This is a genomic window from Formosa sp. F44, assembly GCF_056238645.1.
In genome coordinates this window covers 229,212-251,995 of sequence record NZ_JBWDLJ010000005.1, presented here as the reverse complement: position 1 = coordinate 251,995, position 22,784 = coordinate 229,212, and the positions used below count along the sequence as shown (strand labels likewise).

Genomic DNA, 22,784 nt, shown 5'->3' with positions numbered 1-22,784 from the left:
AACAATCACTAAAAACGCTATTGAACGTACTATGACTATGATTGCTAAAAATCTAAAACATCTTAGACATTTAAAAAAACTGACTCAAGAAATACTTGCCGAAGATTTGGGTGTTACAAGGTCTCGTATAAGCTCCTACGAGGAAGGTCGCTCTGCACCTACTTTAGACTTTTTAATTACAGTCTCAGATTATTTTAAAATTCCCATAGATACGCTTTTACGAAAAAACTTAACCCTAAAAGAAAGTGCATCGCTTATTAATTATGAAAATTAATATTGGTTGTTACTAGAACGTAACGATTTTAAACAGCAATTAAATTCTTAAAAACAAGAACACTTATTGCTGTTTTACAAAAAATTAGCTTCAATATTTCTTTTTACTTTAGAAATAAAAAATAACTAAACATCTGCTATTGCTTTAAAACTCCTTTTCATATTTTAGAACACGAAAGGTTCAAGTAAAAGCCAATGAGACATTTTATTTCTCTCTTTTTAATTATTATGTAGTCATGATTAAGGTTAATTAACATTCAACTTTAATTAGAAAAAAGACGCGGATTTAGAAAACACAAACATGTTTTTTTAAAGGGATTTTGAATTTCTCTATGTATTACATCTTGAATACTGCATCTAAGAATCAATAAAAAAAAGACGTTTTAATCGCACAATAGCATTTGAAAAAATGGTTTAAAAATATTGGTCCAGGACCATTAGTGGCCGCCGCTTTTATAGGCCCAGGAACAGTAACTGTTTGCACCTTATCTGGAGTAGCCTTTGGGTTTTCTTTACTTTGGGCTATGGTACTATCTATATTAGCGACTATAGTTTTACAAGAAATGTCGGCAAGATTGGGCATTATTTCTCAAAAAGGCTTGTCGGAAATTATTAGAACAGAAATTAAGCATCCTGTTTTAAAAGTTTTAGCCTTAATCTTAATACTTTCTGCCATTGTTATTGGAAACGCCGCTTACGAAGCTGGCAATATTAGTGGTGGTGTTTTAGGTTTAGAAGCCATTGTAGGCAAGTACAACTTAAATGTTTCGGGGTTCTCTTTAAATGTATTTAGTGTACTTATTGGAGCAATTGCTTTTTCGTTATTGTATACTGGAAATTATAAAATCCTAGAACGTGTATTGGTTGCATTAGTCACCTTAATGAGTTTAGCCTTTTTATTTACAGCCATTATTACCAAACCAAATCTTTCAGACATCTTTAAAGGCGTTTTTCTTCCGCAACTATCAAAGGAAAATTTACTAACCGTAATTGCTTTAATAGGAACTACGGTGGTACCTTATAATTTATTTTTACACGCTTCTTTAGTAAAAGAAAAATGGAAAACCCCAACCGATTTAAAATACGCTAGAAAAGACACCATTGTAGCCGTTGTTCTAGGCGGTATGGTTTCTATGTGTATCATGATTTCTGCCGCGTCTATACAAACTTCAGAAGTACATAACGCTGTTGATTTAGCAAAAGGACTAGAACCTTTGTTTGGAAGTTTTGCGAAATATTTTCTGGCTATAGGTTTATTTGCCGCAGGCATTACAAGTGCCATTACAGCTCCATTGGCTGCCGCATTTGTAATGAGCGGATGTTTGGGTTGGAAAGACGACATGCATACTTTTAAATTTAAAAGTGTCTGGGGAAGCATTATTATTTTAGGCGTTCTATTTTCTTCATTAGGAATAAAACCCATCGAAATCATCAAATTTGCACAAGTTACAAATGGTATCCTATTACCTGTTATCGCTGGTTTTTTAATCTGGATTATGAACAAATCATCGGTGTTAGGCATTCATAAGAACACTATCAGACAAAATATTTTTGGTGGCATTATTTTAATTATCAGTATCTTGTTATCAATAGCGACCTTAAACAAGGTCTTTCAACTAAACCTATTTTAATCATGCAAACTCACATAGACATTAACGCCGATGTAGGCGAAGGCATTGGCAACGAGTCTGAACTTATGCCTCTTATTTCGTCGTGCAACATTGCTTGTGGCGGACATGCAGGCGATGTTGAAACGATGAAATCTGTGTCGTTATTAGCAAAAAAACACGGTGTAAAAATAGGAGCACATCCCTCCTTTCCTGATAAAGAAAATTTTGGAAGGCACCCTATGGACATCTCTAGTATAGCCTTATATATTTCCCTCAAAAAACAAATAAAAGATTTAATCCATGTTTTAGATGCCGAGCACTTGCACCTCCACCACATTAAGCCACACGGTGCCTTGTACAATTTGGCTGCTGTAGATGAAAAAATTGCAAGTGTAATTATTGAAGTCCTAAAATGCTTAATGCTACGTGTAAAATTATACGTGCCTTACAATTCGGTTATTGCTAAACTTGCTGTTGAAAATCAAATTCCGATTATATATGAAGCTTTTGCCGACAGAAATTATAATACCGATTTAACTTTAGTTTCCAGAACAGAACCTCATGCGATGATTCATGATTCTAATACCTTGTTTGAGCATGTTTATAGTATGGTTTCGAATGAAAAAGTAAAAACTATAACAGGAGAATTAGTTACTATAAAAGCGGAAACATTTTGTATTCATGGGGACAACCCTGAAGCTTATTTGTTGATTTCTGAATTATCAAATCGGCTAGCATCTAAAAGCATTCAAATTCGTTAATAATGAATCTAGAACGCACGTACAAACCCTTCGGAGAACATGCTATTTTAATAGAATGGCCCAATCACATATCGAAACCTATTTTAGAAGACTTAACTCGATTTAAAAATAAAATAAAACGGTCTGAAGTAGAACACATTCGCGAAATACGTGCGGCATATCAGTCTATTTTAATCGTATATCACTCGGTTATATCTTTTGAAAAGGAAGTCGACTTATTAAAAAACATTTACAATTCTGAAGCGATATCATCTTACAAAGAATCGAAACTTTGGAAAATCCCCGTGTGTTATGATGATGCATTTGGTTTAGATTTAGAAACCATGTCGGCTTCTAAAAACATGTCGAAAGCAGATATTGTTAAGAGACATTCTGAAGTAATATATACCGTTTACTTTATTGGTTTCCTGCCTGGCTTTCTATATCTAGGTGGTTTAGACGACGCCTTAATAACGCCAAGAAAATCGACGCCAAGACCACGTATAGAAAAAGGATCTGTAGCTATTGGCGGAAACCAAACCGGCATTTACCCGAGTGATAGCCCCGGTGGCTGGAACATTATAGGACAAACACCTGTCAACTTTTTTAATCCGAATACTAAAACACCCTGCTTTGCACAATCCAATGATTCTATTCAATTTTATCCCGTGAGTTTAAAAGAGTTTGAGAACATTAAACTATTAGTTGATGCAGACAGTTACCAAATAGAAAGTGAGGATCGCCATGATTAAAGTTTTAAAACCAGGTTTATACGCTAGCATTCAAGATTTAGGTCGGTATGGTTTCCAGGATTATGGAATCCCCTATTCTGGAGCAATGGATGAATACGCTTTAAAAATAGCAAATACACTTCTAGGAAATCATGAAAACGATGCTGTTATTGAAATGACCATGATTGGAGCGTCGTTACAATTTCAATGCGATACCTTAATTTGTATTTCTGGCGCAGATATGCAACCTAAAATAAATAATAAAGCCGTTTCTGCATATAAAGCATTAGAGATAAAACAACACGATATCTTAAGCTTTGGTGCTGTAAAAAAAGGATTCCGAACTTACTTAGCAGTAAAAGGCGGTATTAAGAGCGATTTAGTAATGGATAGCCGCAGTATGTATCAAGGTGTAACAGAAAGCTATTGTTTGACAAAAAACGACGAATTACCCATTGAAGCATATACTTCTAGCACCTCTAATTTAAATGCCGTATTAAAAGTAGATTTAGACTATTTGAAGCAAACGAAGCTCGCTGTTTTTAAAGGTCCAGAATTTGATTTACTTTCAGAACTACAACAACAAAAATTAGTTTCCACAGCATTTACCATTTCAAATACAAATAACCGAATGGCTTATCAGTTAGAAGAACCTTTAGAAAACGAATTACAGGCTATAATTACTTCACCTGTTATACCAGGAACAGTGCAACTAACGCCTTCAGGGAAACTTATTATATTAATGAAAGATTGCCAAGTTACAGGAGGTTACCCGAGAGTTTTACAATTAAAACATTCTAGCATTGCTATACTGTCTCAAAAACATACAGGAGAACAGTTTAGTTTTAAATGTGTATAAATAGAGTTCATTTTTAACAAAATTTTTCAATACTTATAGTAATATTTGCTTATTTCGCGTAAAAATTTCGTGTTCGCACCCGAAAATAAATATCAAATTTTCTCTTTTGCGTTTAAAAATTCATGAGACCTCCATTAAAACTCCATTTTATTTGAAAAAATAATTCAAAAAAAATTCAAAACGCACGGGGTGTACAGACAAAAATACGACACAAAATAGTGTTTTTTATAATTCTTCAATTTTGTATTATATATTGAATATCTTCAAGAACACCTTAATATATGTGATACACCTAGAAACTTAAATATTCTCAAAAATATAAGACATAATTATAAATTATATTTTATTTCATAACAAAGCTCATAAAAATTAATATTATTTCTATATATCTACAAAAAAATTAAACATTAAACAATACAATTTAGATGCGCTATAGTTGATATTTTTCATAAATTAGTACTAATAAAATACACCCCTAAAATTTAAATTATGTTGTTAATACATGCTAGTACGGACTTAGCACAACAAATCCCCCTATGGCCATCAATCCCCTTCTTTATTATTTTATTGGCCATAGCCGTAGGACCTCTAATTGCAGAGGAGTGGTGGGAAAATAACCGAAACAAACTATTAGTTTCAGTCATTTTAAGTATTCCCACAATTTATTATTTGGTAAGCATGGGACTCACCGAACATCTTGAACATCAAATTTTAGGAGATTATGTCCCCTTTATAGTCTTATTAACAGCTTTATTTGTAATTACCGGAGGTATACATTTAAGCGGAGACATAAAAGCAAAGCCATGGGTAAATACATTATTTTTAGGCCTAGGTTACCTTTTAGCCTCATTTATGGGAACTACAGGAGCAGCTATGCTACTTATACGACCAGTAATTTCTATTAATCAGGAAAGAAAATTCACTATACATACTATTTTATTCTTTATCGCTGCTGTAGCCAATTGTGGTGGACTTTTAACACCACTTGGAGACCCACCATTACTTATGTTATACTTAAGAGGTGCAAGTTTTACATGGTTTTTTAACCTACTTCCAGAATGGGCTTTTACAGGGGCTTTACTATTAATTATTTATTATATAGTAGACTCTAAGTATTACAAAAAAGAGCCTAAAGAGAACTTGGCTGCCGATGCTAGAGAAATTGAACCTATACGACTTACAGGCGTTATGAATTTTATCTATTTATTAGGCGTAATTTTATCTGTTGCTTTTATTAACCATGATGTTATTCCTGATATGGCTCAAGCAGACGCTCCGTTTTGGCTTAAGCATTTGCGTGAAATCATTCTAGTAGCCTTAACTGCAATCGCTTACTTTACGACACCGCAAATAACACGTGAAAAAAACAAATTTTCATGGGGTCCTATTTTTGAGGTTGCCGTTGTATTCATAGGGATATTTATAACCATGACGCCAACCCTAATTTATTTAAAGCAAAATGCTCCAGGTATGGGACTTACAGAAGCATGGCAATTTTATTATTCTACAGGATTTCTTAGTGCATTCTTAGACAATACGCCTACAGCAGTAGCTTTTCATAGTGTAGCGTCTAGTATTCCTATTGCAGATAATGTAGCAGTTGTTGCTAACGTAGCAGAGCACATTCTAAAAGCCATTGCAACAAGTGCGGTGTTCTTTGGAGCTTTAACATACATTGGAAATGGTCCAAACTTCATGGTAAAATCTATTGCTGAAGATCACGGTATTAAAATGCCTAGTTTCTTTGGTTATATGTTTAAATTTTCATTGATTGTTTTATTACCTATATACATTTTAACACAGTTACTTTTTATATAAAACAACTGGATTTATTAAATAAATAGATTCACCACATTTAATCTTTAAAAGAAAAAATCCCCATAATATAATTATTACGGGGATTTTTAGTTTAAGCAAGTATCTACTGCTTCAATCTGTTTTTTCTAGCGTATATGAAGCGATAAATCTTACCAATTCACTATTACAATATTTACGCTATAATAAGAATCCAATGCATAAAATAACAGTTATAAATTCGCACAAAAAAATATCAGCAAGGTTATAGATAGGCCGTTACGAGATCCTATTAAAAAAGGAATTATACACCTTAATTAAGTGTATAACATTTTTCTTGGTCCGAGACTATTTAACAAAAAAAGCGACCTAAATTTAGGTCGCTTATGTATATAATAGCTCCAATTATTCTATTTACTAATAATGGTTAACTCGTCTACAATGTGTTTAGCATTAGAGTATTTATCGATTAGCCAAAGTACATATCTAATATCGACATTAATGGTACGTTGTAAATCTGAATCGAAAATAACATCTCCCGCCATAGCTTCAATATTTCCATCGAATGCTAATCCAATTAATTCTCCTTTTCCGTTAATAACTGGAGATCCTGAGTTTCCTCCTGTAATATCATTGTCGGTTAAAAAGTTTACTGGAAGTTGCCCGTATTCATTCGCATAACGTCCGTAATCCTTCTTTTCGTAGATATCCAACATGCTTTGCTCTAAATCGAATTCAGGGTCGTTAGGCTTATATTTATTAATCATACCCTTAAACGTCGTATAATTATTTTCGTTAGCATCGTTTCTAGAATCTGCAGGTAAAGCTCTCACTTTTCCATAACTTAAACGTAAGGTAGAATTGGCATCTGGATATTGTATTTCACTTAAACCAGACTCGCGTAAACCTGCAACCAACAATCTATACGACGCTTGAAAGTCGTTTTCTACGGATACTAAATGCTCTGGATTTTCTCTATATTTTTCTAATAACTGACCAGATAAAATATACAACGGATCGTTATTTAATACGGTAACATCTGGATTTTTAAGAAAAGCTTCTACCTTTTCTTGAGACGTAAAGATACTCTTCTCAAAACTCGCATCGATATAGGCCGTAAAATCGTTATTGTTTTCTTTTCCTATTTCTGAAACAATTTCCGGAAGCGGATAATTAGATTTCGAAGCATACAACCCCAATTGCTTAGCATATACTTCTTTTTCTAAAGGCAAATAAAAATCTTTATAACCACCAGCGATAGACTCCTCTAATTTAGGCAGTAATTCGGCTTGCTTTGCCTCATTCTGACTTGCGTAATACTCTAACCCTTTTCCTAAACTATAAGGCAAACTCGATAATTTACTTGAACGCAACATACCGAATAAGTAATTCCCTTGTTTTGCTTTCTCATTCGTTAAGTCGTAGTAGTTATTTATATTTTCAATAACATCGCCATAAGTATCTCTATTTTTTTTCTTGTTGGCCCACTTTGCAAATTTCTTCTCGGTTTTGCGTTTGGTTTCAACAGTTTTATGAGCTGTTAAGGCATCAATCATGCCTTGTCTGTTTTTCCAGTAGTTAGCAATTCCTGCATATTTAGACGCATAAATTAGATTAACCTCTTCACTTTCATCCATGTATTTTTTATACACATCCATGCTTAGTTTAGAACTTTCTACCCAAGCAGGATACGCATATTTTACATTTTGCTCTACTCCTGAAGCTGGCATCCAACGGTTAGTACGACCAGGATATCCTAAAATCATGGCAAAATCGTTTTCTTTTACTCCACCGATATTTACAGGTAAATGATATTTAGCTTTTAAAGGCACATTGGCTTTCGAATATTCTGCAGGCTCGCCGTCTTCGTTGGCGTATACTCTAAATAACGAAAAATCTCCAGTGTGTCTTGGCCATTCCCAGTTATCTGTATCTCCACCAAATTTACCCACACTTTCCGGTGGTGTTCCTACTAAGCGCACATCGTTATAATCTTCGTAAACAAAATAATAATATTCGTTACCTTGGTAAAACGAACGTACAGAAACGGTGTATTTACCACCTTCATTATTTTCTGCTTCAATTTTAGCAATCTCTTTGTTTATAATAGCTTCACGTTCTTTTTCGCTCATTGTGTCGTTAACCAATGATAAGATACGTTTAGACACATCGTCCATTCTTACAAAAAAACGCACATATAAGCTTTCTGGCTTCATTTCAGCTTCCTGAGAATCTGCCCAAAATCCATTTTTTAAATGATTTTGTTCTGCTGTCGATAATTCGGCAATAGCACTATACCCACAATGGTGATTTGTTAAAACCAGTCCGCTATCAGAAATAATACTCGCTGTACAACCTCCGTTAAACTGCACAATGGCATCTTTTAAACTCTGGTTGTTAATACTATAAATCTCTTCGGGTGTTAACTGCAATCCCATTTTTTGCATATCGCGATAATTTAAACGCTCGATATGCATTAAAAACCACATCCCTTCATTTGCCATTGCAGAGGGCAAAGACAGGATAAAAGCAATAATTAAAAGTCCTACTTTCTTCATGTTTTGTTTATTTTGAATCAAGTTATAAAAATACAGAATTTTAAGGTATTGATTATTAAGGCGCTTCATTTTAAGCTTTTAATAATAAAACACAAGAAACCCTTCTATATCTTTAAAAAATTAATAAATTTTCTAAACTATAGAAGGGTTTTAAAATGAATTTTAAACTGTAGTTTTCTAATAAACACACCTTAGATATTACTAAGGTGTTCCGAGAAATTAAATGAGTTTATATATTAAAATTACGAAATCACATTTAAAGATTTTCCTACTTTAATAAAGGCTTCAATCGCTTTATCTAAATGGTGACGTTTATGTCCCGCAGATAATTGCACACGAATTCTTGCTTTTCCTTTTGGTACTACTGGGTAAAAGAATCCGATAACATAAATACCTTCCTCTAGAAGTTTTGCAGCGAATTCCTGTGCTAACGGAGCTTCTTCCAACATAACAGGAACTATAGGGTGATCTCCTGGCAGAATATTAAATCCTGCTTCGGTCATTTTCTTTCTAAAATATAAGGTATTTTCTTCTAACGCATCTCTTAGTGCTGTAGAAGTTGTTAGAATATCTAATACTTTTATTGACGCTCCAACAATTGATGGTGCTACAGTATTAGAAAACAAGTAAGGTCTTGATTTCTGACGTAAAATATCTACGATCTCTTTTCTCGCCGCTGTAAATCCTCCAGAAGCACCTCCTAAAGCCTTACCATAGGTTCCTGTAATAATATCTACACGATCCATAACATTATGATATTCGTGCGTACCACGCCCTGTTTTACCTAAAAAACCAGTAGAGTGACATTCGTCTATCATAACCAATGCATCATACTTATCGGCTAAATCACAAATTTTATCTAATTGAGCGATAGTACCATCCATCGAGAAAGAACCATCTGTTACAATTAACTTACGTCTAGAACCTTCTGCATCTTGTAATTGCTTTTCTAAATCTTGCATGTCGTTATGCGAATATCTAAAGCGTTTTGCTTTACATAAACGAATTCCATCAATAATAGAAGCATGATTTAAAGCATCTGAAATAATGGCATCTTCTGCAGTTAATAGAGGCTCGAAAATACCACCATTAGCATCGAAAGCTGCCGCGTATAATATACAGTCTTCCATTCCTAAGAAAGCCGCTGTTTTTTCTTCTAATATCTTATGAATATCTTGAGTTCCGCAAATAAAACGTACCGAAGACATTCCAAAACCATGAGAATCTATTGTTTTTTTACTAGCTTCTAAAACATCTGGATGCGAGGATAATCCTAAATAATTGTTTGCACAAAAATTAATAACATCATTCACTTCTGTTGTCGAAATTTCTGCACTTTGTGGTGTTGTTATTACACGCTCTCTTTTATATAAACCTTCTTCTTTTAAAGTTTGTATTTCTACTTGTAAGTCGTTTTTTATATTTGAATACATAATTTTTATTTTTTGTAGGTGTATTAATTAGGCTTGTATTAAACTATAATAAATCTTTAATTCTTTAATCATTGTTTTGGTTATGGCTTCCAAATCGTATTCTGGTTTCCATCCCCATTCTGTTCTTGCAGATGAATCGTCGATAGATTTTGGCCATTTATCTGCTATATGCTGTCTAAAGTCTGGTGTGTAATTTACTTTAAAATCTGGATATGTTTTTAAAATTTCTGCTGTAACTTCTGAAGGCGAAAAACTTACTCCTGCAATATTGTAAGACGTTCTTGTTTTTATAGCTTCTTTAGGCGCATCCATTAACTCTATGGTAGCACGAATAACATCTTCCATAAAAATCATAGGTAAGGTACTATCCGCCTTTAAGAAACAATCGAAAGTTTCTCCTAAAACTGCTTTATGATAAATATCTACAGCGTAATCTGTAGTTCCTCCTCCTGGTAAGGACTGGTATCCAATTACCCCAGGATAACGAATGGAACGGACATCTAAACCATATCTTAAAAAATAATATTGCGCCCAATTTTCTCCAGAGGCTTTACTTATACCGTAAACCGTAGCCGGATCTAAATACGCATTGTTTGGCGTAGATTCTTTATCTGCTCCATCTCCAAATACCGCAATAGAACTTGGATAAAATACTTTCTCTATATTATTTAGTCGGGCTACTTCAAAAACATTAAACATTGTTTTCATATTAATATCCCAAGTTTGTAATGGGTTTTCTTCCCCTTTTGCAGATAATATAGCCGCTAAGTGATAAATCTGAGTCACTTTATAAGTTGTAACAACCTCCTGAATACGTTCAAAATTAGTGGCATCAATAATCTCAAAGATACCTTGATATCCTTCTTTTGTTCTTAAATCTGAAGCCACCACATTATCCATCCCAAATTTGTCCTGTAATGTTTTTACTAAAACAGAACCTAATTGGCCATTTGCACCTATAACTAAAACTACTGTATTCATATCATAATTATTCATAAGCCTAAGCTTAATTTACTTACAAAGTTATAATTTGTGATGTTTTTAAAGAAATATTAAGCTTTATTAAGTAATAATTACTTACAAATACACTTAATTAAACTATTTTTACTTTTGAAGACTATTAAAGAATATAATAACAGTAATTTTTAGTTTAAATTATGGAACCATTAGATGAGATTGACACTACTATTTTAAGAATTTTACAAAAGGATTCTAAAAAAACAGCCAAGGAAATAGCGAATAAATTAAACATGACAGCTTCTCCTGTATACGAACGTATCCGACGATTAGAGAAGCAAGGCTTTATAAAAAAGTATGTCGCCATTCTAGACAAAAAACTAATCGATAGATCTGTGACCACCATTTGCCAAGTATCGATGCGTTACCATAACGAAGCTTTTATTGAAAATTTTGAAGAACAAATTCAGAATCTTGAAGAAGTTCAAGAATGCTACCATATGGCTGGTGAAGTCGATTTTATTCTAAAAATAAATACCAAAGGACTTGAAGATTATCACAATTTTGTAAAATACAAATTATCTAAAATTGAAAATATAGGCGTTTTAAACAGTACGTTTGTTTTGAAGGATATTAAGCAAACTTCAGAATTTTATATTTAAGAGCTATGCCAGTGTTTCTCTTTTACATTAGATCGTTTTACAATTAATATAACGTTTTAAGAACAGAGCTAATGTCCATTTTTACAACATAAAAAAGGGTAATTAAACATGATTTAATTACCCTTTTTAATTATAATTTATTTTAAAAATGCCATCTTACAAAAGCTTCCATGGCTGCATAATGCGCCAATCCTAATTGATGATAAACTTCGGCCGTTTCCTTATTTCTATCTTCTGCACGTTGCCAAAATTCTCTACTGTCTGTTCCTAAAAACACAACGCCATCTTTTTGAGATTGATGTTTAAAAATACCATGACGTTTATCTAGAACCTGATCTGGACTCATTGGTACTGCCATTTCAATTTCATCGACACCCCATTCTTGCCATGCACCACGGTATAACCACACCCAACAGTCGTCCATATACTTTTTAGGCTTCAGTTCTTTTACTGCTCTAAAAATAGCATCTAAACACACTTTGTGAGTTCCATGCGGATCGGCTAAATCGCCTGCAGCATAAATTTGATGCGGTTTAATTTTATCGATAAGATCCATTGTTATTTTAATATCCTCGTCTCCTAAAGGCATTTTCTCTATAGCTCCCGTTTCATAAAATGGTAATTCCATAAAATGAATATGAGTATCGTCTAGACCTATAAAATGAGATGCCGCTTGTGCTTCTCCCTTTCTAATTAAACCTTTAATATGTCTCACTTCAGGAATATCTATTTCACTTCCTTTTTTATTATGAAGAAAATCTAAGGCTTTCTTAAAAATATTTTCGGCCTCTACATTTTTAATTCCAAATTTGTCGTTATAATCGCAAACAAAGGCTGCAAAACGTAAAGCTTCAGCGTCGGACACTGCAATGTTCCCAGAAGTTTGGTATCCGATATGCACATCATGACCTTGTTCTTGTAAACGTTTAAATGTTCCTCCCATACTAATCACATCATCGTCTGGATGCGGACTAAAAATAAGGACACGTTTTTTAGAAGGTTCTGCTCGCTCCGGACGTTTAGAATCGTCGGCGTTTGGTTTTCCTCCAGGCCAACCTGTAATTGTATTCTGTAATCTGTTAAATATTTTTATGTTTATATCGTATGCCGGACCTGAATCTGCTAATAAATCGCTCATACCGTTTTCAATATAATCGGCATCGGTAAGCATCAATATAGGTTTCTTTAAATGTTGCGCTAAACCTAAAACCGCTTTTCTTATTAGCTTATCTGTCCACTCTATTTTTTCGACTAACCAAGGTGTATTTACACGTGTTAATTTAGACGATGCTTCTTTATCTAAAACAAACGTAACATTGCCATGTTCCTGTAAAAAAGATGCAGGCACTAAGTTAGTCACTTGCCCCTCTACAGACTGTTTTATTATATTAGACTTACCTTCTCCCCAAGCCATTAAAATAACGCGTTGGGCTTCCATAATCACTTTTACACCTAAGGTAATTGCCGTTCTTGGCGTATTGTTTAATCCTAAGAAATCACTACTGGCTGCCACTCTTGTAATATGATCTAGAGCGACTAATCTAGTTTTAGAGTTTTGTAACGATCCTGATTCGTTAAAACCAATATGTCCGTTCCCTCCAATACCCAGAATTTGTAAATCGATACCACCTAACGCTTCAATTTTTGCTTCGTAAGCAGTACAGTAATTAGCGATTTCTTCTTTAGACAATGTCCCGTCTGGAACGTGACAATTCTCTGGTAAAATATCGACATGATTAAATAACAATTCATTCATAAATCGCACATAGCTATTTACAGAATCTGGTTGCATTGGATAATATTCGTCAAGATTAAAAGAAATTACGTTTTTAAAACTCAACCCTTCTTCTTTGTGTAATCTAACTAATTCCGAATACAAACCTTTTGGAGAAGACCCTGTTGCAAGGCCTAAAATACATGGCTGTTTCTGAGATTGTTTAACCCGAATTAAATCGGCAATTTCCTTAGCAACAGCCTTAGACCCTGAAGTAGAATTTTCATAAACTACAGTTCCAATATTTTCAAATCTTTTTTCAAAACCTGTTGCTTTGTCAATCTTACTATTTAGCATAATATTTTATTTAATTTTTAGTATTAGAAAATGATCTAATATTTATTTCGTGTAATAGGTTGTTTTATCTTTTGGCGATATACCTTTTAACCATTAATTTAAACGTGAAATAACAGTATTAATCCCTGCTATAGTTTAACTAGTAATGAAAAAATCATTAACTCTTTCTAGTCCAACTCTTGTATTTATGTCCCCATAAGGCAAAAAACAGAATAAAGGCGTAACATGGAATTAATATCCAATAACTACTTGTTGCGGCCTGAGACAAGGCTTCCGACTCTGCCATACCACTCAATACCAAATCTGCTTTATTCATATCTACCAATTTCCCGTATAATGGCGGAATAATTGCCCCCCCAGATATTGCCATAACCAGTAAAGCTGAAGCTGTTTTAGTGAATTTACCTAAGCCTTCTAAAGTTAATGGCCAAACTGCTGGCCAAACTAAAGCATTCGAGATTCCTAAGGCTGCAACAAATAATACAGACACTAATCCCGAAGACATAAGGATACAACAGCTAAATACTATTCCTAAGACGGCACTAATAATTAGTGCTGTTTTCTGTTTTAAATATTTAGGAATTAAAACCACACCTAGAGCATACGTTAACACCATAGCTAATAAGGTATAGGCTGTGAAAGATTTTGCTTCTTCAGAAGAAAACCCTAACGATATTCCGTAAGAAATAATAGTATCCCCAGCAATAACTTCTGCCCCTACATAAAAGAATAATGTAATTACCCCTAACCATAAATGCGGAAATTGGAATACACTTGTCTTTTGATCCTTTACATCTGCCGTGATATCATCTTCTGGCACTTCGATATCCGGAAGTGGCGCTTTTCTAATTAACACCCCCAATACAGCTAAAACAATAGCCATTACAATATATGGTGTAACCACACTATCTGCCATAGTATTTAGCAATTGGTCTTTTTCAGCTAAAGAAACTGTAGCTAATTTATCTTTAACCTCATCGATTCCAGAAAGTAAAATGGCTCCAAAAATTATAGATCCCAAGGCTCCTGCAACTTTATTTGCAATTCCCATAATAGCGATACGTTTCGCCGCACTATCTATTGGACCAAGAATGGTGATGTAAGGATTGGAAGCCGTTTGTAACAACGTCATTCCCATACCTTGAACAAAAATACCCGTTAAAAACAACCAATATGTTCTGGCTTCTGCCGCGGGAATAAAAATTAAGGCCCCTATAGCCATAACAAATAAACCTAAAGACATCCCTTTTTTATACCCTATTTTATCCAGAATGTAAGACGCAGGAAGCGCCATCACAACAAATGAAATATACGATGCCGATGCCACTAAATACGATTGAGCATCTGTAAGTTCGTTAATGGTTTTCATAAACGGAATAAGGGCACCGTTAATCCAAGTTACAAATCCAAAAATGAAAAATAGTGCCGCAATAATTGCAATCGCTATTTTATTTGAATTTTTATTGGTTACTGTTTCTGCTACATTAGACATGCTTTTTTACGGGGTTTAGAGCGTTAATAGTTTTAAAATGCTTACCACAATTAGGCAAGTCTTTCTGTTTTTATTTTTATCTTATTTATTAAGTCTGAATTCACCTTTAAGTCCTTCGTTAGACGAAGTCCCTATCATCACTGTGTAATTTCCAGATTCTAAAATTTTATCCATAGAAATTCCAGTAAATTCTAACATTTTAGGTGTGATGGAAAACGTAACCGTTTTTGTCTCTCCAGGGCTTAATTCAATTTTATTAAAACCTTTTAATTCTTTATCTGGTCTAAGCACAGAACCTACTTGATCTTTTATGTACAACTGAACAACTTCTTTAGCTTTAAAAGTTCCAGCATTAGTTATCTCTACACTAACATCTATTGTGCTTGTAGCAGACATTGTTGGACGCGATAATTTTAAATTAGCATATTTAAAAGTCGAATAACTTAAGCCATATCCAAACGGATAAAGAGGCCCATTCTCCATAAATAAATATCCTTTTTTATTGTTTATCTCTTTACCGCTATAGTGAAATGGTAATTGACCGATAGATCTTGGAATTGTAACTGGAGATTTTCCTGAAGGAGAGACTTCTCCGAAAATAACTTTTGCCATAGAATTATCGCCAAATTCACTTAAATCCCATCCATCTAATATCGCGTCGGCTTGTTCCGAAATTGTATTAATAGATAACGTTCTTCTGTGTTGTAAAACCACTATAGTCGGTTTTCCTAAAGCCTTAATTTTTGTTATTAACTCGTCTTGACCACCAACAGGATCTATAGAAGCTCTATCTCCTAAAGCACTACCAAAAAAGGCTTCTTTAGACGTAAAACCATCTCCGCCTAAGAAAAGTACAACCACATCCGATGTTTTTGCTATTTCTACTAATTTGTCTATTCCAGCTTCATTATCTGTGCTTAATGACGGAATTCCTCTTTTTTCGTTTGTTAATTTAAATCCTGTTTCTGCAACAAATGTATTTTTGTTCCCTGAAATAGATTCGAAAGCCGCTTTTGTATTTTCAGTAACTCTTGGTCCTAAAAGCGCAATTTTTTTCTTACTTCCTTTAGCTAAAGGAAGGGTTTGATTTTCGTTTTTTAATAAGATTATCGATTCTAAGTCGGCTTCTTGAGCTAATGCTAAAGACGATTTACTTCTCACATTTTTTTCGACTGTATCGATATCAATATAAGGATTATCAAAAAGTCCTAAGATAAATTTAGTTCGTAACACACGTCGCGTAGCTTCATCGATCATAGGCACAATCTCTGGGTGTGTTTTTACTATTTCTGGTAAAAGTCCGTATGCATCTTCAGAATATAAATCGACATCCATACCTGCCGTAAGTCCCATTATAGCCGCTGCTTCTTTAGATTCTGCCACTTTCATAAATGAATATAAGCGCGCAATATCGTTAGCGTCTGATACGACATAACCATTAAAACCCCATTCATTTTTTAACACTCCGTTAATAAGAGCAGGATTACCATGACTTGCAACACCGTTAATGTCGGCATGCGACGCCATAACTCCTAAAGTTCTAGCCTCTTTTACAGCAGCTTCGAAGGGCGGATAAATTTCATCGATAAGTGTTCTAGGAGAAATCTCGACTGCTGCGAAATTAGTACCCCCTAAAACTTGACCATAGCCTGCAAAATGTTTCACCACTGCTCCGATATGCGTTCCATTACCAAGACCATCATAATTACCTTGAACACCTTTTATAGCGCTAGTAACCATTTGAGTTGTTAAGTACGTATCCTCACCAAAAGCTTCACTCATTCTACCAAAACGCGGATCGCGAACAATATCTGCTTCCGGAGAATGACACATATGCATTCCTCTTAAACGCGCTTCGCGACCAACAACATCCCATAAACGATTTACTAAGTTAGGATTGAAAGACGCTGCAGAAGTGATTGGTCTTCCAAAAACAGTATTCCCTTCGGCATCTACCCCATTATACGATTCTGTAACAAAGAGTGCAGGAATTCCCCAACGGTTATGCTCAATAATATATTTTTGAAGTTCATTATTTAGTTTTGCAGATTCTAGCGGACTAAGACTTTCGCCTGGATTTTTAATACCTGCGATTCCTAATTTTAATTTTTCGACAACATTATCTGAAAGTTTTAAATGACCATCTTTATCCGCTCCAATACCAATATTTGCATGAAAAATTCGCATCTGCGCTACCTTCTCTTCCAACGACATTAACGGTAATAAGGCATCAATTCTTTTTTCTATAGATACAGAAGGATCTTTATAAATTTTAGAATTGGACTGCCCGTAAGAGCTTACCGCAAGGGTTAGAGTTAAGGATAAAAAAAGTATTTTTTTCATTATTATGTTTTAATCTATTAAGGTCTTTAAGGTGTCCTACACGCTAAGACCGTATATTTTTGACTTTAAAAAAACTTTCAAGAAATAGGATTCTTGAAAGTTTTTAAATATTTCTCTTAATTCACTGAAAGTAGGAATTAAAAATCTCTGTATTCTCCACCTAGAAAAACATTGGCTTCTTCTTCACTAAACTGTGCTGTTGCATCGTCCCAGTGTAATGTTTTGTTAGGGAATCGACTGGCGATTACACCTAATAAAATAGTTTCTGTAAGATTAGAAGAATATGAAAAAGGAGCAGAACATTCGTCTTTTCCTAAACATGCATCTACAAATTGGTGATAATGTTTTTTACCTTCAGCACCGTAATCTCTTACCGGAGGTCCTTGATCTGGAACTAAAGACATATCTAAATCTTCGTATTTTCCATCGACAATTAATTGAGGTAACTTCATAAAGTGAGGTAATAACAATCTACCTTTTTCACCAATAAACATAGCCCCTTGACTTGGTAATTTATCACCATTTGGTAATTTTAAATCTTCGTGTGCAGCTGGAGCACCTTCACCATCGTACCAAACCCACTTTAATGTTTTATCGGTATACTTAGTACCTGGAAACATATAGGTTACAGTATTTTTTTCAGGGAAACCATATCCGTTAGGTTTTCTACAGTTATTCACAATTGTAGTAGGTACTTTTAATTGTAAAGCGTTATATGGCGTATCGAAAATATGAACTCCCATATCTCCTAGAGTACCACAACCGTAATCTAAAAGTTTTCTCCAGTCTCCAGGATGATAATATCCTTCTTTATAAGGTCTTTTAGCCGCTGTTCCTAACCATAAATTCCAATCTAAATTTTTTGGAACAGGATCACTTCCTTTGGGTTCAGGACCATCGTATCCCCAGTTTTTTGGAGACCATGCGTGCACAGTTTTAACTTTCCCGATTATTCCAGCTTGAATTAATAAAGTTGCTAATTTATAGTCGTAAAAAGAATGCACTTGGATCCCCATTTGAGTCACTAAGTTTTTATCTTCTGCCAACTTTTGCATCGCTCTAGCTTCAGTTACGTGATGCGTTAATGGTTTCTGACAATAAACAGGTTTCCCCATCTCCATAGCCATCATAGAAACTGGAGCATGAGTATGATCTGGAGTAGAAACAATAACAGCATCTACATCCTCACCCATTTCTTTAAGAAGCACTCTATAATCAGAATATAACTTAGCATTAGGATGAAGTTTTTTAGCCGCATCTAAAGCATTTGTATCTACGTCGCACAAGGCAACTACATCTACTAATTCGTGAGATGATATCGCTTCTAAATCTGCAGCTCCCATATTACCTACTCCAACGTGAGCAGTTCTTAATCGTTTACCGTCTCCAAAACCTAAACTCATTGCAGAGGTAGGTAATTGCATTAATAAACTTGCTAAAGCTGTATTCCTAATAAAATGTCTTCTTTTCATTTCTATAAATTTAAATTTTTCTATATCTGTTTTAAAGTCTGGTCTTATTGTTTCTAAACGCCTCTATTTCATCTGAAGTAGACGGTAGTCTGTTTCCTAATTTTCGAGAACCATTTTTAGTAATTAAAAAATCGTCTTCGATACGGATTCCTCCAAAATTCTTATACGTTTCTAACTTGTCGTAATTAATAAAGTCAAAGTATTTATTTTCCTTTTTTCTGAGCTCCATAAGTTCAGGAATAAAGTAAATACCTGGTTCTACGGTAAGCACCATACCTTCTTCTAAAGCACGACCTAAACGAAGCGATTTAAATCCGAATTCTGTACTTTTTTTCATCTCTTCGGTATAGCCAACATATTGTTCACCAAGATTTTCCATATCGTGTACATCTAGTCCCATCATATGACCTAAACCACATTGAAAAAACATGGTGTGTGCTCCCGCTTTTACAGCCTCGTCTGCATCGCCTTTCATAATACCTAAACCTTGTAAGCCTTCAACAATCTTTTTACATGCCGCTAAATGAACATCTAAAAATAACTGCCCTGGTTTTAATAGTGATGCCGCTGTGCTATACGAATTGTATACTATATCGTATATCTCTTTTTGTTCTTTTGTGAATTTTGTATCTACTGGAAACGTACGGGTTAAGTCGCCTGCGTAATTAGAATAGTTTTCGGCGCCACAATCGCACAATACCATATCTCCTTTTTTAAGGGTATTTCCGCGATAATGGTTATGTAGTATCTGACCGTTAATAGTCATTATTGTAGGAAACGATGTATTGTTTCCGTTGGCTAAAGCAATTTCTTTAACAGCACCATAAAGATCGGATTCTTTCAAACCTTCTTCGGCCATTTCCATAGCTTTATAATGCATTTCTACCGTAGTGTTTACCGCTTTTTCAATCTCCTCAATCTCTAATTCCGATTTGATAGATCTAAGTTTTACTACAGATTTTATAAGCTCTAAAGATTCTTTTCCTTCGACTTCTAAAGGCGAAATGTTAAGAATTTTAGACAGTTCTAAAAGGTGTTCTGGACGGTAAGCCGCAATGAAATGAATTTGTTTTCCGCTTGCTATAGCACCTTGTACATAAGCCTTAATTGCCGACGCGGGCTTTACAGTACCTACACCTACTTTTTTAGCTTGATCTTCAACAGATTCTACAGGCCCCGTAAATACAATGTCGTCTATAGAAAGATTATCGCCAAATACAATATCTTCATCTGTATCTAAATCGATAGTCGCTTTTAAGTCGGGCTCGTTCAATCCAAAGAAATACGAAAACGTACTATCTTGTCTAAATTGGTACCAATTATCTTTAAAATTTATACTACTCTCTTCATTCCCCAAGAAAACAATCAAACCATTGGTCATTAATTTTCTTAGTTGTTCTCTTCGTTTTATATACTCTTCCTTTGGAAACATATTTGTTTTTTTACTTTTTTATTTACCTCCTGCTGGTAAGTTTTTCAACCAATAGTTCTCCATGGTTTCTCTTAAATGATAAGATGTATTTTCTCGCTCGTAAATGGCATGTGCACGCATTGGATAAGACATCATATTAAACATTTTGTTATGTTTTATCAATCTATCTACAAGCATTTCATAACTCTGATAATGCACATTATCGTCTGCCGTTCCATGAATAATCATTAAATTACCTTCTAGGTTCTGTGCGAAATTAATAGGAGAACCATCGTGATAGCCTTTAGCATTATCTTCTAAAAGTCCCATGTAACGTTCTTGATACGTTGCGTCGTACAATCTTTGATCTGACACAAAAGACACTGCTAAACCTGATTTATAAATTTCTGGATGCTTAAACATACAACCTAATGTCATTTGGCCTCCGCCACTCCATCCCCAGATACCAACACGTTCCGAGTCGATAAATTTGTAGGTATCTATAATTTTTAAAGCGGCTTTACTTTGATCTTCAACAGCGAGTATGCCAATTTGTCCATAAATAGATTTACGCCATTTATTTCCTCTTGGTGTTTTTGTTCCTCTATTATCTACACTCATAACAATATAGCCTTGTTGCGCCATATATTGGTCCCATAAACTACCACCTCCCCAACTATCTTGCACAGTAGAACCTGCTGGCTCACCATATACATAAAATAATAATGGGTATTTTTTATTCGGATCGAAATCAATTGGCTTAATCATCCACGCATCTAAAACGTCTTCTCCAATATCAACTTTTACAAATTCTTTAGGATTTAGTCCTAGATCGTTGTATTGTTTTTGCAGTTCATGATTATCTTCTAAAACGCGTATTTGCTTATGATTTGGCAGACTTACAAGATCATATCGAGTTGGCGTAGTTGCGTTCTGAGACGTTTGAATTCCCCATTTAGCATCGGCAGAAATTTGATAGCTATTTTGTCCAGAATTAGATGCTGGCGTAATGCGTTCGGCTTCTCCTTTTCCATCAATACGACTTCTATATAAATAACGTTGTGTAAAATTATCTGGTGAAGCGATATAATACACATAACCACCTTTAGGATCGATACAATTAATATGTACAACATCGAAATCTCCTTTAGTAATAGGCGTTACCTCTTTACCATCTCTAGACACTTTAAATAAGTGAAACCAACCATCGCGCTCGCTAGACCATGTAAAATACTTCTCGTTGTCTAACCAACGAATATCGTCATGAACATCTAAAAAGGCATCATCTTTTTCGACTAGAATATTATCAAGAGCCATAGTATTAATGTCTCCTATCCAGATTTTATTTGTGTTTTGACGACGGTTAAGTTGTTGCACCATGACTTCCTGAGAATTAGGAATAAAATCCATGCGTGCCAAATAATTATTTTGCGGGTCTCCAGGAATATCGAACCATTTGGTTTCTCCTCCTTTAGAAGGTACTACACCCACTTTAACAGCAGAAAGTTCTGTGCCTACCTTTGGATAAGGTAACGGAATTGGTTTTGAGTAAATTGAATCTAAGTTGTTAATCATATAAAATGTACCAACTTCTTTTGTATCCGATTGCCAATAGGCGATGTTCTCTCCGTCAGGGCTCCATCTAAAACCGTCTCTACAACTTAATTCTTCTTCGTAAACCCAGTCAAAAGTTCCGTTAATTATATTATCGCCACCATCTTTTGTAATCTGGTTAATGGCATGATTTTTTAAGTCTTCTACAAAAATATTTAGTTCACTAACATATGCTATTTTAGAAGCATCTGGAGAAAACTTAGCGAACATAAGGGTAGATTCTGGTAAGGTTTTCCCTAATTGGCTTAATGTATTTGTTTTTAAATCGAGTACCCAATAATCACCACGTGTATTATATCTCCAAACTTTTTTTGTATTTGTAAAAACTAAAAGTTTACTATTGTCTGCAGACCAGTCATAATCATAAATCACTAAAGGCTTAGTTTCGCCAGCAGGGACAAGACTTTCGGCCGAAATGATAACCGATCTTTTTCCTGTTTTAGCTTCGTATCTTACTATGTCTTTTCCTCCAAGGTCTGTATTATTCTCTAATGTAGAATACCCTTTATTATCTTTCATCCATCTTACTGGACCAAAACCTTTTTGCTTAAAAACGTTATTTTTATAAACATCTTCTAACAGTAGTGGTTTAGTTTCTTGGGCATTACCTTTTAAGGATAAAGTTAAAACACAGATTAAAACGCCTAATACTTTTCTTTTCATAATTATAGTTTACTCAATAAATTTTACACAATATTAAAGAGTTGAATCCTATTATTAATTGCTAATTTTAGCAAATTAAGATACTAAAACTATAGACTTAT

At 34.4% G+C, this 22,784-nt stretch carries 16 protein-coding genes; 7 read left to right on the top strand and 9 right to left on the bottom strand.

The annotated features are described in order from the left end of the window. The first annotated feature begins 37 nt into the window (after positions 1 to 37). The 6 genes from AC0UBM_RS16150 (at position 38) to AC0UBM_RS16125 (ending at position 6,031) form a co-directional block, all read left to right on the top strand. A complete protein-coding gene (locus AC0UBM_RS16150) occupies positions 38 to 274 on the top strand; it encodes a helix-turn-helix domain-containing protein (RefSeq protein WP_414035464.1) in 237 nt (78 codons plus the stop codon). A 400-nt stretch (positions 275 to 674) separates the two neighbouring features. Then, on the top strand, positions 675 to 1,904 hold the full coding sequence (locus tag AC0UBM_RS16145) for an Nramp family divalent metal transporter (RefSeq protein WP_475689325.1): 1,230 nt from the start codon (positions 675 to 677) through the stop codon (positions 1,902 to 1,904). Positions 1,905 to 1,906: 2 nt separating this feature from the next. Continuing rightward, positions 1,907 to 2,644: a 5-oxoprolinase subunit PxpA gene (gene pxpA / locus AC0UBM_RS16140; protein WP_475689324.1), complete on the top strand. Its 738-nt coding sequence runs from the start codon at positions 1,907 to 1,909 to the stop codon at positions 2,642 to 2,644. A gap of 2 nt (positions 2,645 to 2,646) precedes the next feature. Next, entirely contained in the window at positions 2,647 to 3,375 is a 729-nt protein-coding gene (pxpB, locus tag AC0UBM_RS16135) for a 5-oxoprolinase subunit PxpB (RefSeq protein WP_475689323.1), read from the top strand. Next, entirely contained in the window at positions 3,368 to 4,213 is an 846-nt protein-coding gene (locus AC0UBM_RS16130; RefSeq protein WP_475689322.1) for a 5-oxoprolinase subunit C family protein, read from the top strand. Before pxpB ends, AC0UBM_RS16130 begins: the two co-directional genes overlap by 8 nt. Before the next feature lie 489 nt (positions 4,214 to 4,702). Then, positions 4,703 to 6,031, top strand: coding sequence for a sodium:proton antiporter (locus AC0UBM_RS16125; RefSeq protein ID WP_475689321.1), 1,329 nt, complete (start codon positions 4,703 to 4,705; stop codon positions 6,029 to 6,031). A 386-nt stretch (positions 6,032 to 6,417) separates the two neighbouring features. Here the strand turns inward: AC0UBM_RS16125 and AC0UBM_RS16120 are convergent, their stop codons facing one another. The 3 genes from AC0UBM_RS16120 to AC0UBM_RS16110 form a co-directional block, all read right to left on the bottom strand. Further along, on the bottom strand, positions 6,418 to 8,565 hold the full coding sequence (locus tag AC0UBM_RS16120; RefSeq protein WP_475689320.1) for a S46 family peptidase: 2,148 nt from the start codon (positions 8,563 to 8,565) through the stop codon (positions 6,418 to 6,420). Between the two features lie 242 nt (positions 8,566 to 8,807). Beyond that, complete coding sequence (gene kbl / locus AC0UBM_RS16115; RefSeq protein ID WP_475689319.1) at positions 8,808 to 9,998, bottom strand: glycine C-acetyltransferase; 1,191 nt, start codon at positions 9,996 to 9,998, stop codon at positions 8,808 to 8,810. A gap of 27 nt (positions 9,999 to 10,025) precedes the next feature. After that, positions 10,026 to 10,994, bottom strand: a complete 969-nt coding sequence (locus AC0UBM_RS16110) for an NAD-dependent epimerase/dehydratase family protein (RefSeq protein WP_475689318.1) — start codon at positions 10,992 to 10,994, stop codon at positions 10,026 to 10,028. Between the two features lie 161 nt (positions 10,995 to 11,155). Here AC0UBM_RS16110 and AC0UBM_RS16105 point away from each other — a divergent pair, with 161 nt between their 5' ends. Then, on the top strand, positions 11,156 to 11,617 hold the full coding sequence (locus AC0UBM_RS16105) for an Lrp/AsnC family transcriptional regulator (protein WP_475689317.1): 462 nt from the start codon (positions 11,156 to 11,158) through the stop codon (positions 11,615 to 11,617). Between the two features lie 142 nt (positions 11,618 to 11,759). Here AC0UBM_RS16105 and nagB read toward each other — a convergent pair whose 3' ends face one another. From nagB to AC0UBM_RS16075, 6 genes are all read right to left on the bottom strand, one after another. Then, a complete protein-coding gene (gene nagB, locus AC0UBM_RS16100; RefSeq protein WP_414035454.1) occupies positions 11,760 to 13,688 on the bottom strand; it encodes a glucosamine-6-phosphate deaminase in 1,929 nt (642 codons plus the stop codon). A 157-nt stretch (positions 13,689 to 13,845) separates the two neighbouring features. Further along, positions 13,846 to 15,180, bottom strand: coding sequence for a sugar MFS transporter (locus AC0UBM_RS16095; RefSeq protein ID WP_414035453.1), 1,335 nt, complete (start codon positions 15,178 to 15,180; stop codon positions 13,846 to 13,848). Between the two features lie 81 nt (positions 15,181 to 15,261). Continuing rightward, a complete protein-coding gene (locus AC0UBM_RS16090) occupies positions 15,262 to 17,523 on the bottom strand; it encodes a glycoside hydrolase family 3 N-terminal domain-containing protein (RefSeq protein ID WP_475689316.1) in 2,262 nt (753 codons plus the stop codon). Positions 17,524 to 17,660: 137 nt separating this feature from the next. After that, positions 17,661 to 18,995, bottom strand: a complete 1,335-nt coding sequence (locus AC0UBM_RS16085) for a Gfo/Idh/MocA family protein (RefSeq protein WP_434036643.1) — start codon at positions 18,993 to 18,995, stop codon at positions 17,661 to 17,663. A 31-nt stretch (positions 18,996 to 19,026) separates the two neighbouring features. After that, positions 19,027 to 20,427, bottom strand: a complete 1,401-nt coding sequence (locus tag AC0UBM_RS16080) for an aminopeptidase P family protein (RefSeq protein WP_475689315.1) — start codon at positions 20,425 to 20,427, stop codon at positions 19,027 to 19,029. An 18-nt stretch (positions 20,428 to 20,445) separates the two neighbouring features. Beyond that, entirely contained in the window at positions 20,446 to 22,683 is a 2,238-nt protein-coding gene (locus AC0UBM_RS16075) for a S9 family peptidase (RefSeq protein ID WP_475689314.1), read from the bottom strand. Positions 22,684 to 22,784 lie beyond the last annotated feature (101 nt).